Here is a 15059-nt window from a genome sequence, read left to right as displayed (position 1 = left end):
TCAGTCGAACTCGATGGCCCGAAGACTCGGCTAGGCGCCAGCGGTCTCGACCAGGTGAATCAGCACGCCATGCTCCGGATGGAGGATCGGCATCGGAAGCCCCACCTCGGCCAAAAACCGCCCGGTCGCGCTGAATCCACCGGGGATCCAACCGGCACTGCCTCGATCGCTGTAGGGGGAGCTCGCTGTGGGAAAAACCACATGCACGTCGTAGCTGGTGTCCGGATTCAGGCCGGGGAATCCCATCCGGCCCGGCGTCTCGTCGAAGGACGTGGCCACGCTGACAAACGAATACAGCGCTTCGCTGCCATCCTGAGCGACGGAACCGCTCAACAGATATGCGGGGTCCACGATGTCGGCGTGCACAGTGACTCCGGAGTGGATCAGTGCGCGATGTTTCTTGTAGAGAACGACCGCCTCACTGAGCTCCGACAGCTCCGATTCGTCGAGGGTGCGTACATCCCATTCGATACCGAAGTGGCCGAACATGGCAGTGATCGCCCGAAACGACAGGGAGTGAATGCGGGCCGTTGTATGGGAGGTGGTCGGGCCCACATGGGTCCCCACGAGTTCCGGAGGAAGAATGGCCTCGGTCCAACGCTGGATCGTCTGCCGCTCGAGGGCGTCATTGCAGTCGGATGCCCACACCCGGTCAGTGCGCTCGAGGATGCCGAGGTCAACCCGCGCGCCGCCGGAGGAGCAGCTCTCGATCTCCACCTCGGGATGCGCGCGTCGCAGATCGTCGATCAGCCGGTAGGCAGCGAGAGTCTGTTTATGGGCGGAGGGGACTCCGCCGTGCCCCATCTCGGTGAGGTCGCGATTCTGGTCCCACTTCAGGTAGGAGATCGCATTCTCAGTGAGCAGGGCGTCGAGGCGGTCAAAGATGTAAGCGAAGGCATCCGGATTCGCCAGGTCGAGCACCTGCTGGTGCCGCCACTGAACAGGGGTACGGCCGAGACCGGCACCGCTGATCCAGTCGGGGTGAGCACGGATCACATCGGAGTCCTCGTTCACCATCTCGGGTTCGACCCACAGGCCGAACTCCATTCCCCTGGCACGTACCGCGTCGATCAGTGGGGTGAGGCCATCGGGCCAGACACCCTCGTCTACGTACCAGTCACCGAGGCCAGCCTGGTCATTACGGCGGTGCCGGAACCAGCCGTCATCGAGCACGAACCGTTCGACACCGAGGAGTTCTGCGCGATCCGCGAGCTCGATAAGTCCGTCGAGGGAGTGATCGAAATACACCGCTTCCCAGGTGTTGAGTACCACGGGGCGAACGCTTACGGGATGCTGTGGTCGCGACCGCAACCAGCGGTGGAAGGTATCGGTAACACCGTCAAGTCCGCGGGCGGAGAAGGATGCGTAGGCCCACGGCGTTTCGTATGACTCCCCCGCGCCGAGCACGATCTCGCCGTTGCCAAGCAGCTCGGCGTTGCCGATGAGGGCCGGTCCGCTCGGGGTCTTCTCCACTGAAGTAACCCTGTTGCCGCTGAAGCCGAAGTGCGTGGCCCAGACCGAGCCGGAACGGTTGCCGAAACCGGCGGTGCCCACCGCGGTGAACAGCGACGAGTCGTGGCCGGTGCGACCGTGACGGTACTCCCGCAGCCAGGTGCCCTGGCGAACCGACTGGCGCTGCGGATGCTGCTCTCGGCACCAGCGGCCGGTCAGGTCGAGGATCTCCGCCGCCCCGAGGCCGGTCGGCAGGGTGGTGCTGAGCGACTGCAGGGCGTAGTCGTCGTGGCCCAGATTCTGCACGGTGCTACGAATGCGCAGCATCCCCTCTTCTCCGAGGTGGATCTCGACCGTGAGCGCGAGGCCGGCAGAGTCATCGCTCAGAGTGACCTCGTGGCCATCGGGTGCAAGAGCGCGTGAGCCGGTGGTTACCAGTGCGGCAGAGAAGGCTCGCCCTCCGGGACGGTGACCTTCGAGGGCGGGGCGGCCGCGCCATCCGCTCGATGCCTGCGGCACCAACTCCTGAGCGGACGGCTGGTCGAGCGCGGAGTGCGCAACCGGACTCACCGGAAAAGAGGCGGGAAGCAGCTCACCGAGGTCGGCACCCCAGTGCACGATGACGGGTGCCACACCGGAGAGATCAAGCACGAAGGCTGAGCCCCCGGCGCGCAGATTGACGATCCCGCGCAGATTGACCGAGCCGCTCACGCGGTAGCTCCGCCGGAAGTGAGTCGGGGCGAGAGTGCGAGCATTCGTTATCCCTTGCTTGCCCCGAGCGTGAGCCCGGCGACGAATTGGCGTTGAAGTGCCAGGTAGATGATCAGTGTGGGGATGACCGTGATGATCGCCCCGGCTGCGAGCAGGTTGTAGTTGGAGAGGAATTGGCCCTGGAGGTTGTTGAGCCCGGTGGTCACCGGTAGCTTGTCAGCGCTCTGGATAAAGAGCAGCGGCCAGAAGTAGTCGTTGTAGATGAAGATGACCTCGAGAGTGCCGAGCGCCGCAAGCGCCGGCCGCGTGAGCGGCATGATGATCGACCAGTATTGGCGCCAGATGCCCGCACCATCGACGAATGCAGCCTCGGTCAGATCCGGAGGCAGGGCCTTCATGTAGTTGGAGAGCACAAAGGTGCAGAATCCGATCTGAAACGCGGTGTTCACCGCGATGACCGCGAAATAAGTATTGAGAAGGTTGCCCGAGTCGCTGATGCTGTAGGGCAGTTCGAAGTGCTTGAACATCTCGAACAGGGGAGCGGCGAGTACCTGCGGGGGCAGCAGATTGCCGGCCGTGAACATGATGAGCAGGGTGATATTGAATTTCCAGGTGAATCGGCTCACGGCAAACGCCATCATCGAGGCGAACAGCAGGGTGAGCAGCACTGTGGGCACCACGAGGATCGCGGAGTTGGTGAAGAGAGTGGCGAACCCACCCTGGTTCCAGGCGGTGACGAAGTTGTCGAAATTAAACGACCCACTGAAATTGAAGTAGCCGTATTTATCCGTGTCCGCTTTCGGCCTCAGCGCCGTGAAGAGCGCCCATCCCGTGGGAATCAGCCACATGATCGACATGATGATGAGGAACAGGTGGATGCCGTACCGCGGCCGCGTGATCGAGCCGGGCTTGGAACGTGTTGCCGATCCACTGGCCGGTGGTCCTGATCGAGCGGGAGCCGGAGGCTTCCGCGTGGTGACTTCAGACATTAGGCGTCCTTCTTGAAGGTTCGACTGAGGTAGGCGACGATCGGCACAAGCGAGACGACCAGCAGGATCACAGCGAGGGCCGAACCGACGCCGATCACCTGCCCCTCACCGACGAGGAACTTGATTACCAGCACGCTGATGAGCTCGAGGCCGTTCGTGCCGCGGTTGATGATGTAGACGATGTCGAACGCACGAAGTGACTCGATGATCGTGATCACGACGATGACGATATTGATCGGTCGCATAACCGGGAAGACCACTCGGAAGAAGGTCTGCATCGCATTTGCGCCATCGAGTGATGCCGCTTCGCGGAGGGACGGATCCACGCCCTTGAGGCCGGCCAGGTAGAGGATCATCACGTAGCCGGCGTGCCGCCAGGTGGCCGCAACCAGAGCTGCCCAGATGTTGACATTCGAATTGCCAAACCAGTCGATTGCCTGGGGGGTGCCGGAGGTGCCGAGAAGAAAGTTCAGCAGTCCGTTGTTCTGCGAGTAGAACAGCTGCCAGATCACGCCGATCAGCACAAGCGAGAGCATCACCGGTGCGAAGAAGATGCTCTGGTAGATGCGCGTGCCGCGGATGTTCTGGTCAAGCAGGATCGCGAGCAACAGTCCGATCGGCGTGGCGATCACGGCCAGGAACACCAGCCAGAGCACGTTGTGCTGCAGTGCAGGCCAGAAGTCGGGGTAATCCCGGAAGACGTAGGTGTAGTTGGCGACGCCATTCGCGCGGATGTCGGAAAGGGCGAGGCCATTCCAGCGCACAAACGACAGGATGACCGACAGCACAGTGGGAATCCAGATCAGCACCATCTCGATCAGGGTGGGGATTGCCACCATTACCCCGAGCACGATCTTGTCGCGGCGGGTGAGCATGCTGTAGCGGCGGCGGAGCCGGCCAGGAGAGGTGACTCCCCTGGCCGGTGCCGATGCGCCGAGTGTGGTGTCGGCCATGATGCTTTCTCTTACTGGGCGGCGTACAGCGCTTTTGCCTGCGCCTCGAGGTTTGCCGTATCGATCGTGCCGTCCTTCAGGAAGCCCTGGAGCGCGGGGATCATGACGTTGTTCGCCATGGCCGGAAGCGCATCCCGGTCGAAGAACTGGCTGATCGACTTGGCGTTGCCGATAACATCCGCGAGCTTCTTGTTGAACTCGTTGTATCCGGAGGTGTCGGCGCCCTTTGCCGTCATGAGGTTCGACTTGTCGACCGAGAAGTAGGCCTCTTGGCCGGCCGGGGTACCGAGGAACGACAGGAACGCCTTCGCGGCCGCGTTGGTTCCGCCCTTCTTCGAGAGCATCAATCCGTCGATCGGGGCCTCGACCGCCGTCATGCCCTCCATCGCGATCTCCGGGAACGGGAAGAAGTCGATGTCAGCGAGCACTGCAGCATCGGTGAACTGCTGGGTCACGAAGGAGCCGAGCAGGTACATGCCCGCCTTGCCTTCGCCGAGCAGCTGGGCCGCTTCCTGCCAGGTGAGGCCGAGGGCGTTCGGCGACTGGTAGGGCAGAAGCTGCTTCCAGTTGTCGAAGACGTCCTTGACCTTCTTCTGGTCCCAGGATTCCTTGTGCGCCGTCAGGTCCATGTGGAACTTGTAGCCGTTCGTGCGCATGTTGATGTAGTCGAACGTGCCCATCGCGGGCCAGCCGTCTTTGTCAGCGAACGCGATTGGCACAAGTCCATCGGCCTGCATCTGCTTGGAGAGGGTGATCAAGTCGTCGAACTTGGTCGGCACGGTGTAGCCCTTTGCCGCCCAGACGCTCTTGCGGTAGAAGAAGCCCCAGGGGTAGTTGTAGTTCGGCACGAAGTACTTCTTGCCATCGTCACCGGTGGATGCCTTCGCAAGGCCTTCGCTGAAGTTGTCACCGATCTTGTCCCACACGTCGTCGATCGGAGCCGCGAGGCCCTTACCGGCGTAGTAGCGCATGCGGTAGCCGGCGAACCAGGTGAACGAGTCATCCGGGCTGCCCTGCAGGTAGGTGTTGATGTTGTTCTGGAAGTCGTTGTGCGCAACGGTGTTGGTCTTGACCGTGTCGCCGGACTTCTTCTGGAACGCCTCGACAACGGCCGCATACGCCCGCTTCGGAACGTCATCCGAGGAACCGGATCCGAATGTCGTGGTTTTGGAGCCACTCGCCGGGGTGCTGCCACCCGGGCTGCAGGCGGCCAGCATGCTGATGGCTGCTACGCCCATTCCACCGGAAAGCAGAGCCCGCCGATTGAGATTGCTGTTGCCGATCTGTGCGAGAGCGCCCAACTTTTCTGAGGTCATCGGTATTACTCCTTTGTAATGTGCAGTGCTGTGAATGTCAGGACAGGTACGAACCGGCCCTCGGGTCATGCATCTGACCAGGAACGAGGAAATAGTGCACGTGAGGAAGCTGCCGGTGGGTTCACTATACGCCGGTCGCCGCTGCGCGTCTACTGGAGTAGATCTGACACGCAAAACGCCATCATTTCGTGATGTTGTTCGAGATGTTGCCGGCCGCTAGATCGGCAGGCAGCCACAGGATTGACGCACAATGAACTCGGCAGTAAACGATCGATGCTCCGGCGTCGCGTCGGCCGGCCGACCGAGAGCGGCAATCGCGGCGCGAGCCATCTCGTCAACCGGCTGGCGCATCACCGTGAGCGGTGGCCAGCTGTATTCCGACTCCGACGAGCCGTCGAAGGAGACGACAGCCATGGACTGCGGAATGTCGATATGCGCCTCATGCAGAGCGCGAAGAAGACCGATCGCCTGAAGGTCGGAAATCGCGTAAACCGCGGTCGGACGGTGGGGATCGGCGAGCAGTTCCAGGCCGGACTGGTATCCACCGTTGCGCCCCCATTCGCCGCGCACGATGGGGCCGAGGGGCAGACCGGCCGCCCGTAGTGCATCCGCCCAGCCCTGCTCGCGTGCCGACGTGGTCAGTCCTCCCGGCGAACCAGAGACCAGCCCGATGTTGCGGTGCCCGTGCCAGATCAGGTGTTCCACTGCAATCCGTGATGCCTCACGAAAGTTCACTCCGACACTGGAGAATCCCCGCAGCGGCTCGGATCGGTCGAGCATGACGACCCGCACGTTGGCTTCCTTCGCGCTCGTGAGGTTCGGGTCGTCCTCCGTGCTGGCAAGCAGAAGTCCATCGACCTGCCGCGAGACGAGCTTCTGCACCTGCATGTGTTCCTGGCCCTGCACCAGGGCAGAGTTGGTGAAGATCACCGACAGTCCTTCGTCGGTCGCCGCTTTCTCGATCGCTCGGGAGAACTCCGCGAAGTAGGGGTTCGCGTTGTCGGAGAGCACCAGTCCGACGAGCTCGCTGACCCCGAGTTTGAGGGCGCGGGCCGCTGCGTTCGGTCGATAGCCCAGACTGCTGATCGACTCGAGCACGCGGGCGCGGGTCGCCGGAGCCACGTTGCGGGGTCCCTCGTTGACGACGTAACTCACCACAGCGGTGCTTACTCCCGCATGCAGCGCCACATCTTTGCGCGTAATCGAGGGGCGATCCTCGTGCGGTGAGCGCATGGCATCCATTTCGACGCCACGCCAGTGAGACGCCTCGCCAGTTCGACAGGTGGGAATGCGGCGTTGTATGGAAGTCATCTACGCCAATTCGCAAAATCCTACTATCGGCGCGGTCACTGGCCGGAAATCGACTCGCGTGGCAGCACGGGAACGGGCCGCATCGACCGATGAATCACCACCACCGCGACGAGCAGTAAAACAACAGCGATTGCGGATGTCGCGCCGACACCGCTGTCGAAAGCGGCCCGCGCCGAGCCGATAAGCGGTGTCGCCGTGGCTCGCGGCAGCGTCTCAGACAGGGCTATTGCGCCACCGAGGGTCTCACGTGCACCGGTAGCGGCAGCATCCGCCGAGGATGGCAGCATCGGCACCACCACGTTGGCGCGATAGAAAGCGGAGAGGATTGCTCCGAGCACAGCGGTTCCGAGCACAGCCCCGAGTTCATATGCCGTCTCGGAGATTCCGGATGCGGCCCCCGCCTTCTCCGGCGGAACCGACCCGAGAATCGTGTCGTTCGAGATCGTTTCAGCGGTGGAGATACCAATCGACAACACCGAAAAGGCGATTGCGACGCTGAGCGCACTCAGGTCGTTTCTCAGCAGGATGATCATGACGAAACCCGCGGTTGTGGTGAGGAGCCCGATGATGATCACTGCGCGCCGCGCCAGTCTGCGCACCGCGACCGCGGCGAGGAGACCGGCGACAATACCGACAACGGCACCGGGAACGAGCAGCAGCCCGGCGGCAAGCGGTTCGAGTCCGAGTACGAGCTGGAGGTGCTGGGAGATGAAGAACAGGAATCCGACCAGGCTGAAGACCGAGAGGAAGTTGGCGAGAACAGAGCCGGCGAAGGGGCCGTGGGCGAAGAGCTCGAGGTCGAGAAGGGGATTCGAAATACGCCTCTGACGGAGCACGAAAATGACCGTCGAGACAGCCCCGACAAGCAGTGCGATCACCCCGACCACGGTGATCGAGTCATGGGAGAGGCTCTTGACCGCGAACACGAGGGGAGCAAGCGCAAGGAGGGAAAGCACAATGCTCGGGTAGTCGATGCGGCCCGGTTGAGGGTCGCGGGATTCGGGGATGAGCCATGGCCCGAATACCAGGAGGGGAATCAGAATCGGCACGGCGAGGAGAAAGACCGATCCCCAGGCAAAGTGCTGCAGCAGGATGCCACCGACAATCGGTCCGAGACTCGATCCGGCGGCGAACCCGCCTGCCCAGACGGCGATTGCGAGGGTGCGCTGGCGTGGGTCGAGGAAGATACTGCGCAGCAGTGACAGGGTCGAGGGCATGAGGGCTGCACCGAAGAGCCCCATCATCCCGCGCGCGAGCACGAGAAGCTCGGCGGTCGGCGCGAAGGCAGCAGCAGCGGAAATCAGTGCGAAGCCGGTGGATCCGATGAGCAGAAGACGTCGGCGGCCAACGCGGTCGCCGAGGGTACCCATCGCCACGAGCAGACCGGCGAGCACGAGGGGATAGATATCGACAATCCAGAGCAGCGTGGTGCCGCTCGGCCGGAGTTCTCGGCTGATTTCGGGGAGGGCGAAACTGAGCACGGTGTTGTCCACCGAGATGAGCAGCACCGGAAGCATCAGCAGAACGAGGGCGGTCCATTGGCGAGAATTCGCCCTATTCGGTGTTGCGGTCGAAGCGGGTACGGGATAAGTCATGGCGATCACGTTCGGTAAAAATTTTACTGTACCTTTTAGTACAACACTTCAGTACTATACCAAGGGGTGCAGTAAAATTGCCTGATCGTAAGGAACATTCATGACCCAGCACCGCGATAGCGCGCGGGAGACCGTACTGACCGCGTACCAGGAACTTCTGATCGAGACCAATGGTCATGGCTCGAGTCTCGATGAGGTAGCCAAGCGGGCCGGCCTCACCAAGGGTGGTCTGCTCTACCACTTCGGGTCGCGGGGGGCACTCGACGCGGCGCTGATCGATCGGCTCGAACTGCTCGTCGAAGGAGAATACGAGCGGATGGTGGGCTCCCCCGGTGGAGCCGCGGCGTACTACATCGAGCTCGCCGAATATCTCCACAGCCCCCTCGACCGCGCCTCCCTGGCCGTGGGCGTGCTCGCCGCGAGCATCCCCCGCGCACGCGACGTGTTCTCGGCGATCCGCGAGCGCTACTGGCAGCTTCTGAGCGACGACCTCGGGGACCCCATCCTGGCCCGCGCCGCAATGCTGATGGCCGATGGGCTCTACTACGAATCGACAACGGCTGGCGGTTCGTTCCGTGAAGAACTCGACGTGACCGAGTTTCTACGCCGGATGATCGCCGAACGCCGCGATCCAAACAACGGCTGATCGCACTCGACAAAATCGAGAGTGCAACTACATCGTGCACAACATGATTGTGCTCGACAGACTAGAGTGAGGGCTATGGCTCTCACCACAACATCGGCCCCCCGGCTCGATGAGCAGATTTGCTTTGCGCTCTACAGCGCATCGCGGGCCCTCACCGTGAGCTATCGGGACCTGCTCGCGCCGCTCGGCGTCACTTACCCGCAGTACCTTGTGCTGCTCGTGCTCTGGGAGACCGGAAGCATCACGGTGTCCGACCTCGGTACACGGCTTCAGTTGCATTCCGGAACGCTCTCACCCCTCCTTCAACGGCTGGAGAAAGCCGAGTTGATTACTCGCTCGCGCCGTCTCGATGATGAGCGCAGCGTGCAGATTTCGCTGACAGCGGCAGGCAGTGCGCTGAGCGGCCCTGCCGCGGCGATCCCCGAGCAGATCTGCCTAGCCACCGGAATCGACCTCGAACAGATCCGTTCCCTGCAGAAAACGCTCACTGCGATAGCCGATCACGTTCGCACCCACTAGCTCTCCCACCGAACCGGGCGGATACACCGCCCACCTTGAGAAGAAAAGAGAAATCAATGCCAACTCGCACCGCACGCACCGCCTGGAACGGCAGCCTCGAAACCGGCAGCGGCCAGGTCGAGCTCACCAGCTCCGGCATCGGTACCTACGACGTCTCCTTCCCGAAACGGGCCGCCGATGAAGCCAACGGCTTCACCAGCCCCGAAGAACTGCTCGGCGCCGCTCACTCCGCGTGCTTCGCCATGCAGTTCTCCGCGGTGCTCGGTGCCGCCGGAGGCACAATCGAAGCCCTTGACGTGAAGGCCGACGTGTCTCTCGGCGCAGACCCGGCCGGCGGGTTCCGCCTGACCGGTATCCATCTCACCGTGCGCGGAGAGGTGACCGGGGTCGACAGTGCGACCTTCCTCACGGCCGCGAACGAGGCCAAAGCCGGATGCCCGGTGAGCAAGGCTCTCACCGGCGTGGAGATCACGCTCGACGCCCAGCTCGACGAGTAGAGCGCGATTCGCCTCCCCCGCGGGACCGCGTTGGTCTCAGTGCGCCACTGCAACCGGTGCGCGACTGACGCGGTACCCCCGGGGGTCGAATGTGCCGACTTCGTCTCGAAAGGCGAAGGCGAAGTCGGGCCAGAGCAGCGTGAGGCGATCGCTGCGATCATCCACGTACCAGCTCGAACAACCCCCGGTAAGCCAGACCGTGCTTGCGCTGCGTCGGTCGATTTCGCTCATCCACGCGTCTTCCGCTTCCCTGCCCACTTCGAGCACATCGGCATTCACGAGCTCAAGATGATCAAGTGCACCGAGGATGAAGCCGATCTGGGTTTCGATCATGTGCACGGCAGAATTGTGGCCGAGGCTCGCATTGGGTCCGTCGATTACGAACAGGTTGGGGAATCCAGCCACGGTGGTCGAGGCGTGCGCGACCATGCCCCGGCTCCATCGGTCCGATAGCGCAATACCCTCACGGCCGAATACCCGGGTCGCGAACGGTGGCTGAGTCGTGTGGAATCCAGTGGCCAAGACCAACACGTCGAGCTCGTATTCAGCGCCACTTGCCGCCGTGGCGCGGTGGCTGTGCAGGGAGTCAAGCGCCGACGGCTCCAATGCCACGGCACCGGTCGAAAGTGCGGGGTAGAACTCGTCAGAGAGCACGACCCGCTTGCATCCGATCTCGTAGCTCGGGGTCAGCCGGGCGCGCAACTCGGGGTCGGATACCTGCGATGCGAGATGTCCGAGTGCGACATCCCGAAACTCTGCAACGGCAGCGGGCAGGCCGACGCGCTTGGCAAAACCGGCTTCGGCCTCCCAGAAGAGTTGGGACCGCAGCCGTTCAATCTCGCCGGGAACCTGCGCGAGCAGGCGCATCTCCGCGTCGGAATAGGTGCGGTCCGCCCGGGGTACGACATAGGCGGCAGTGCGCTGGAACAGCACGACAGACTCGGCAACGCGCGCAATATTCGGTGCGATCTGAATTGCGGATGCCCCGGTGCCGACCACGCCGACGCGCTGGCCGGCGAGCTCCACACTGTGATCCCACGCAGAGGAGTGGAACACCGGCCCGGCGAAACCGGTGAGCCCGGGGATCTCGGGGATCCGCGGCTCCGATAGCCGACCTGCGGCGATGATGAGCACCCGGCAGCGGTAACTGCCCGTCGTGGTGTCCAGCTGCCAGCGCGCCACATCGGGCTGCCAACGCATCTGGCGCACATCGGTGCCGAATCGCAAGTGCGGCAGCAGGCCCTCCTGGCGGGCGGCATCCTGCAGGTAACGATGGATCTGGGCGCCATCCGCGTAGAACTGGCCCCAATCGCTCTTGGTGCGGTACGAAAACGAATACAGGTGTGACGGGATATCGCAGGCGACACCGGGATAGGTGTTGTCGCGCCAGGTGCCGCCGACGTCATGCGCCCGCTCGAGGATGAGGAACGAGCGCTCCGTCTCGCGCGCCAGCCGGATGCCCATGCCGAGGCCACCCATCCCCGATCCCACGATTATGGTGTCGACCTCGACGGGCTGCAGCCCAATCATGGCCGCGCTGCTTCCAGCATGGAGCCGGCAGGATGACTCACCGGATGAGAGACGAATTCGCGAATGATCGCGAGTATTTCAGCCGGGCGCTCCACGAACACCGCGTGACCACTGTCGATCTCGGTGTAGCGGGCGTCCGGCAATGAGGCGAAGAGCAGGCGGGCCGCCTCGACGCCCGCGAGGTCATCCTTGGTGCAGCCGACCACAAGCGTGGGAACGGTGATCTGCGGCAGCACCGCCGTCAGGTCGCAGGTGGCAAACAGGTGAAGCTGGGCGACGGTATTCGCACCCGGCAGAAACGGCTCGGGGCTGTTTAGCTGCAGGAAGGTCGAGCTGTAGGCGGAGAACAGGTCGAGGCTGCGGAGCGCCTCGGGATGGTTCACGCTAATGTCCGAGCGCAGCGCCGCAAGCATCCGGTGTCGATTCGATGCCCGCGGTACGGGAGTCACCAGAACCAGTGATGCGACGGAGTGGTTTGGGGCTGTGGGGTTTGGGGCTGTGGGGTTTGGGGCTGTGGGGTTTGGGGCTGTGGGGTTTCGTGCAGTGAAGGCTGCCGCGACCGTCGCGCCGACCGAGAATCCGACGAGGATCACCGTGCGGCCGGGGAGCACCTGGCGCAGCACCCCCGCCAATTGATCGAGGAGGCCGTCGAGACCCGTTGCCTCGGCGGCGCCGTAGAACAAGTCGACGGCCAGCACCCGGCGGGTGCGGGCGAGCAGCGGAAGCAGGAATTCAAAATCACTCGCGGTGGTGCCGCCAACGCCGGGGAGCAGGACGACCGGGTCGCTGCCGTTCGGGTCGCTGCCCGCCAGTGTGCAGTGCACAGGAACACCCTCGACAATCACGGTCTGAGCGGTCGGACCAGTGGCGGCCACGGCAGCAGCAGCAGCGCTCATGGTGCCGACCGTAGCGCCGAATCGTGCGCCGGGGCCGCGGAGCGGTGTTCGAGCGACAGCATCGAAACGGCGCGGGGCGATTCACGCGGCGCGATCCACCGCACCGTGGCGTAGTCAGTCGTGCGCTGGCGCAATGGCCGGCCGAGTTCGACAGCAATCGCCCTCACGTCGATCAGCGACAGTTCGCGATGGGCTTCCGCACCGGCGGTGCGCTGGAGGGTTCCGCCGAGCAGGAGGCCGCCGAGGTCGTCCGCTCCCCCGCGAAGCACGGCCTCTGCTCCGGCTAGGCCGAGCTTGGTCCAGGCCGCCTGGATGTGATCGATCCGACCGGTAAGCATCAGCCGGGCGACCGCGTGCAGCGCGCGGCTCTGGTGCAGGCTCGGGCTAGGGCCGGCCAGTGCCGCAACTCGGGAGGAGGCCTCGAGCGGCATATATGGCATCGGGATGAACTCCGTGAAGCCGCCCGTCTCATCCTGCATTCGGGCCAGAAGCCGTAGGTGGGCCACCTGCTCAGCCGGCGACTCGATATGGCCGTACACCATGGTTGCGGTCGTGCCGAGGCCGAGCGAATGCGCGGTGCTGATCACCTCGATCCAGGATTTGACCGGCGGGTCGGTATTCTCGCTCAGTACGGCACGAATGCGATCATCGAGGATGCGCGCCCCGGTGCCGGGGATACTGTTCGCTCCGGCCGCGCGCATCCGGGTGATGAATTCGCCGATGCTCACCCCCAGCCGGGCGGCGGCGTTGGCGATCTCGACCGGCCTGAGGCTGTGGATGTGCAGCTCGGGCTGGGCATCGCGGATGGCAGCAATGATGTCGAAGTGGGCGTCGCCCGCAGCATCCGGCACCGCTCCCTGCAGGCAGATCTCGGTCGCACCCAGCGACTGTGCCTCGTCGGCGAGCTGACCAATCAGCGCCAGATCGAGGGATCCCGGAGTCGAGCGCGAGGGATCGAACAGCGAGAGGTCGAGATTGCGATTGATCACGAAGGAGACGTCGTCACCGACGGTGGATCGACGCAGCTCGTCAGCGATAGTGGCAAGGCGCTCGAGGTCGGCGCCGCGCGCCCCAAGTAGGGCAACATAGTCGGAGTCGGTGAGGGAGGCGGGGGTGAGTTCGGCCACGTCGAGCAGGTCGGAGAGAGTGCCAGCGCGGCTCGGAGCCGCGGCGATCCACGGGCGTCCCGCAACCGGCGCATCCTGTCGGGCGAGCCAGGTATGCGGGTCGGTCAGGGCATGCACCTGACTGCGCAGCCGCGGATCGAGCCAGGTTTCCTCGTCACGGATGTAGGGGGGATGTGCCGTCAGACGCTCGCGAAGTTCGAACCCGCCATCGCGGGTGAGCCGGGCGAGGGCTTCGAGCTCCGGCCACGGGCGTTCGGGATTGACATGGTCCGGGGTCAGTGGGCTCACCCCTCCCCAGTCGTCGATTCCCGCCCGAAGCAGAAGGCCGAGCTCCTGCACATCGGTGAGGTTCGGTGGAGCTTGGATCGTGGCATCCGGGCCCATCACGACGCGAGCAACGGCGACGGCAGCCACATACTCCTGCAGTGCGAGGTCTGCCTCGTTTTGCATGGCCGTGCGCGGCTTCGCCCGGAAGTTCTGAACGATCGTCTCCTGGATGTGACCGTGACGTTCATGCGACCGGCGGATCTCGAACAGCGCGTCCGCCCGCTCCGCATCGTTTTCGCCGATCCCGAGCAGCACACCGGTGGTGAAGGGGATTCGCGAGCGGCCGGCGTCTTCGAGCACCTGCAGGCGAATGGCAGGATCCTTGTCGGGCGAACCGTAGTGCACGCCGCCCTTGTCAGACCAGAGGCGGGTGGCCGTGGTCTCGAGCATCATGCCCATCGATGGTGCGACCGGGCGAAGCCGTTGCAACTCCGCCCACGACATGACCCCCGGGTTGAGATGCGGAAGCAGGCCCGTCTCTTCGAGCACGAGAATTGCCATGGCCCGGATGTAGTCGAGAGTGGACTCGAAGCGATGGTCGTCGAGCCATTTGCGTGCACTCGGCCACCGGTTCTCCGGGCGGTCACCGAGGGTGAAGAGCGCTTCTTTGCAGCCCATCGCGGCACCCTGACGGGCCACTTCGAGAATCTCCTCCGGCGACATGAATACCGGGATGTTGCGCTTGGCGAGCCCGCCGGGGGTGTCGACGAAGATGCAGTAGTGGCAGCGGTCCTGACAGAGTTGCGTGATCGGGAGAAAGACCTTCTTCGAATAGGTGATGACGCCGGCGCGATCGGATCGGGCGAGTCCGTCGTCGCGCATTCGCGAGGCGACCGCCAGCAGTCGCTCGAGTTCGTCGCCTCGCGCACCGAACAACAGCTCGGCGTCACGCTGGTCGATGACCTCCGAGCGTTCGAGGCGCCCGAGCGCCGCACCGAGGTCAGGCACAGGGAGGTAAGGCCCGGTCGTTTCAGGAACGGAAGTGTGCGGCAGGGGAGTCCTCCAGGAGAGTGAGGGGTACCAGCGCTCAGCAGAACGCGAACAGCCTAAATCCAGGCCCGATGACGACTCTGTGACAGCTTACGCGCACCCCTCACCTCGCCTGGTGCCGCCCGACACGATCGACGTTTCGAACTGTGGCCCTGGTCAGTGCCAGAATTGGCGGGGCGTGCAAACGGTTGGCGACCCCA

General features: G+C 63.8%; 12 protein-coding genes. 3 read left to right on the top strand and 9 right to left on the bottom strand.

Translation table 11 applies throughout. The features are described from left to right. Positions 1 to 30: 30 nt before the first annotated feature. The 6 genes from IWX88_RS02710 to IWX88_RS02685 form a co-directional block, all read right to left on the bottom strand. Positions 31 to 2163: an alpha-galactosidase gene (locus IWX88_RS02710; RefSeq protein WP_370568140.1), complete on the bottom strand. Its 2133-nt coding sequence runs from the start codon at positions 2161 to 2163 to the stop codon at positions 31 to 33. Between the two features lie 47 nt (positions 2164 to 2210). Next, positions 2211 to 3152, bottom strand: coding sequence for a carbohydrate ABC transporter permease (locus tag IWX88_RS02705; RefSeq protein ID WP_196826896.1), 942 nt, complete (start codon positions 3150 to 3152; stop codon positions 2211 to 2213). After that, positions 3152 to 4105 carry a carbohydrate ABC transporter permease gene (locus IWX88_RS02700; protein WP_196826894.1) on the bottom strand — a complete coding sequence of 318 codons (954 nt, stop codon included), beginning with the start codon at positions 4103 to 4105 and terminating at the stop codon, positions 3152 to 3154. The genes IWX88_RS02705 and IWX88_RS02700 overlap by 1 nt, the downstream gene beginning before the upstream one ends. Before the next feature lie 11 nt (positions 4106 to 4116). Further along, a complete protein-coding gene (locus tag IWX88_RS02695; protein ID WP_196826892.1) occupies positions 4117 to 5421 on the bottom strand; it encodes an ABC transporter substrate-binding protein in 1305 nt (434 codons plus the stop codon). A gap of 216 nt (positions 5422 to 5637) precedes the next feature. After that, positions 5638 to 6732: a LacI family DNA-binding transcriptional regulator gene (locus tag IWX88_RS02690; RefSeq protein ID WP_231368736.1), complete on the bottom strand. Its 1095-nt coding sequence runs from the start codon at positions 6730 to 6732 to the stop codon at positions 5638 to 5640. A 35-nt stretch (positions 6733 to 6767) separates the two neighbouring features. Then, a complete protein-coding gene (locus IWX88_RS02685) occupies positions 6768 to 8327 on the bottom strand; it encodes an MFS transporter (protein ID WP_196826890.1) in 1560 nt (519 codons plus the stop codon). Between the two features lie 100 nt (positions 8328 to 8427). On the opposite strand from IWX88_RS02685, the gene IWX88_RS02680 reads away from it, so the two are divergent. The 3 genes from IWX88_RS02680 (at position 8428) to IWX88_RS02670 (ending at position 9989) form a co-directional block, all read left to right on the top strand. Continuing rightward, positions 8428 to 8973: a TetR/AcrR family transcriptional regulator gene (locus tag IWX88_RS02680; RefSeq protein WP_196826888.1), complete on the top strand. Its 546-nt coding sequence runs from the start codon at positions 8428 to 8430 to the stop codon at positions 8971 to 8973. A gap of 75 nt (positions 8974 to 9048) precedes the next feature. Next, complete coding sequence (locus tag IWX88_RS02675) at positions 9049 to 9492, top strand: MarR family winged helix-turn-helix transcriptional regulator (protein ID WP_196826886.1); 444 nt, start codon at positions 9049 to 9051, stop codon at positions 9490 to 9492. A gap of 56 nt (positions 9493 to 9548) precedes the next feature. Next, a complete protein-coding gene (locus IWX88_RS02670) occupies positions 9549 to 9989 on the top strand; it encodes an OsmC family peroxiredoxin (RefSeq protein ID WP_196826884.1) in 441 nt (146 codons plus the stop codon). A 36-nt stretch (positions 9990 to 10025) separates the two neighbouring features. On the opposite strand, the gene IWX88_RS02665 is transcribed toward IWX88_RS02670, so the two are convergent. From IWX88_RS02665 to cofG, 3 genes are read right to left on the bottom strand one after another with little or no spacing between them, the layout of a single operon-like run. Then, a complete protein-coding gene (locus IWX88_RS02665; RefSeq protein WP_196826882.1) occupies positions 10026 to 11519 on the bottom strand; it encodes an NAD(P)/FAD-dependent oxidoreductase in 1494 nt (497 codons plus the stop codon). Continuing rightward, positions 11516 to 12415 carry an alpha/beta fold hydrolase gene (locus IWX88_RS02660; RefSeq protein ID WP_196826880.1) on the bottom strand — a complete coding sequence of 300 codons (900 nt, stop codon included), beginning with the start codon at positions 12413 to 12415 and terminating at the stop codon, positions 11516 to 11518. The genes IWX88_RS02665 and IWX88_RS02660 overlap by 4 nt, the downstream gene beginning before the upstream one ends. Continuing rightward, positions 12412 to 14817 carry a 7,8-didemethyl-8-hydroxy-5-deazariboflavin synthase CofG gene (cofG, locus tag IWX88_RS02655; protein WP_196826878.1) on the bottom strand — a complete coding sequence of 802 codons (2406 nt, stop codon included), beginning with the start codon at positions 14815 to 14817 and terminating at the stop codon, positions 12412 to 12414. Before cofG ends, IWX88_RS02660 begins: the two co-directional genes overlap by 4 nt. Positions 14818 to 15059: the final 242 nt, after the last annotated feature.

Origin of the sequence: Frigoribacterium sp. CG_9.8, assembly GCF_015751965.1 — a bacterium.
In the GTDB taxonomy this organism is placed as follows: Bacteria; Actinomycetota; Actinomycetes; order Actinomycetales; family Microbacteriaceae; genus Lacisediminihabitans.
Note: the sequence above shows the minus strand (reverse complement) of the source record. Positions and strands in the feature narration are given on the sequence as shown.

What these genes read in the sequence shown, in the direction of transcription:
- IWX88_RS02705 (WP_196826896.1), bottom strand. Translation starts at nt 3,152, where the DNA reads ATGTCTGAAGTCACCACGCGGAAGCCTCCGGCTCCCGCTCGATCAGGA.
- IWX88_RS02700 (WP_196826894.1), bottom strand. Translation starts at nt 4,105, where the DNA reads ATGGCCGACACCACACTCGGCGCATCGGCACCGGCCAGGGGAGTCACC.
- IWX88_RS02695 (WP_196826892.1), bottom strand. Translation starts at nt 5,421, where the DNA reads ATGACCTCAGAAAAGTTGGGCGCTCTCGCACAGATCGGCAACAGCAAT.
- IWX88_RS02690 (WP_231368736.1), bottom strand. Translation starts at nt 6,732, where the DNA reads ATGACTTCCATACAACGCCGCATTCCCACCTGTCGAACTGGCGAGGCG.
- IWX88_RS02685 (WP_196826890.1), bottom strand. Translation starts at nt 8,327, where the DNA reads ATGACTTATCCCGTACCCGCTTCGACCGCAACACCGAATAGGGCGAAT.
- IWX88_RS02680 (WP_196826888.1), top strand. Translation starts at nt 8,428, where the DNA reads ATGACCCAGCACCGCGATAGCGCGCGGGAGACCGTACTGACCGCGTAC.
- IWX88_RS02675 (WP_196826886.1), top strand. Translation starts at nt 9,049, where the DNA reads ATGGCTCTCACCACAACATCGGCCCCCCGGCTCGATGAGCAGATTTGC.
- IWX88_RS02670 (WP_196826884.1), top strand. Translation starts at nt 9,549, where the DNA reads ATGCCAACTCGCACCGCACGCACCGCCTGGAACGGCAGCCTCGAAACC.
- IWX88_RS02665 (WP_196826882.1), bottom strand. Translation starts at nt 11,519, where the DNA reads ATGATTGGGCTGCAGCCCGTCGAGGTCGACACCATAATCGTGGGATCG.
- IWX88_RS02660 (WP_196826880.1), bottom strand. Translation starts at nt 12,415, where the DNA reads ATGAGCGCTGCTGCTGCTGCCGTGGCCGCCACTGGTCCGACCGCTCAG.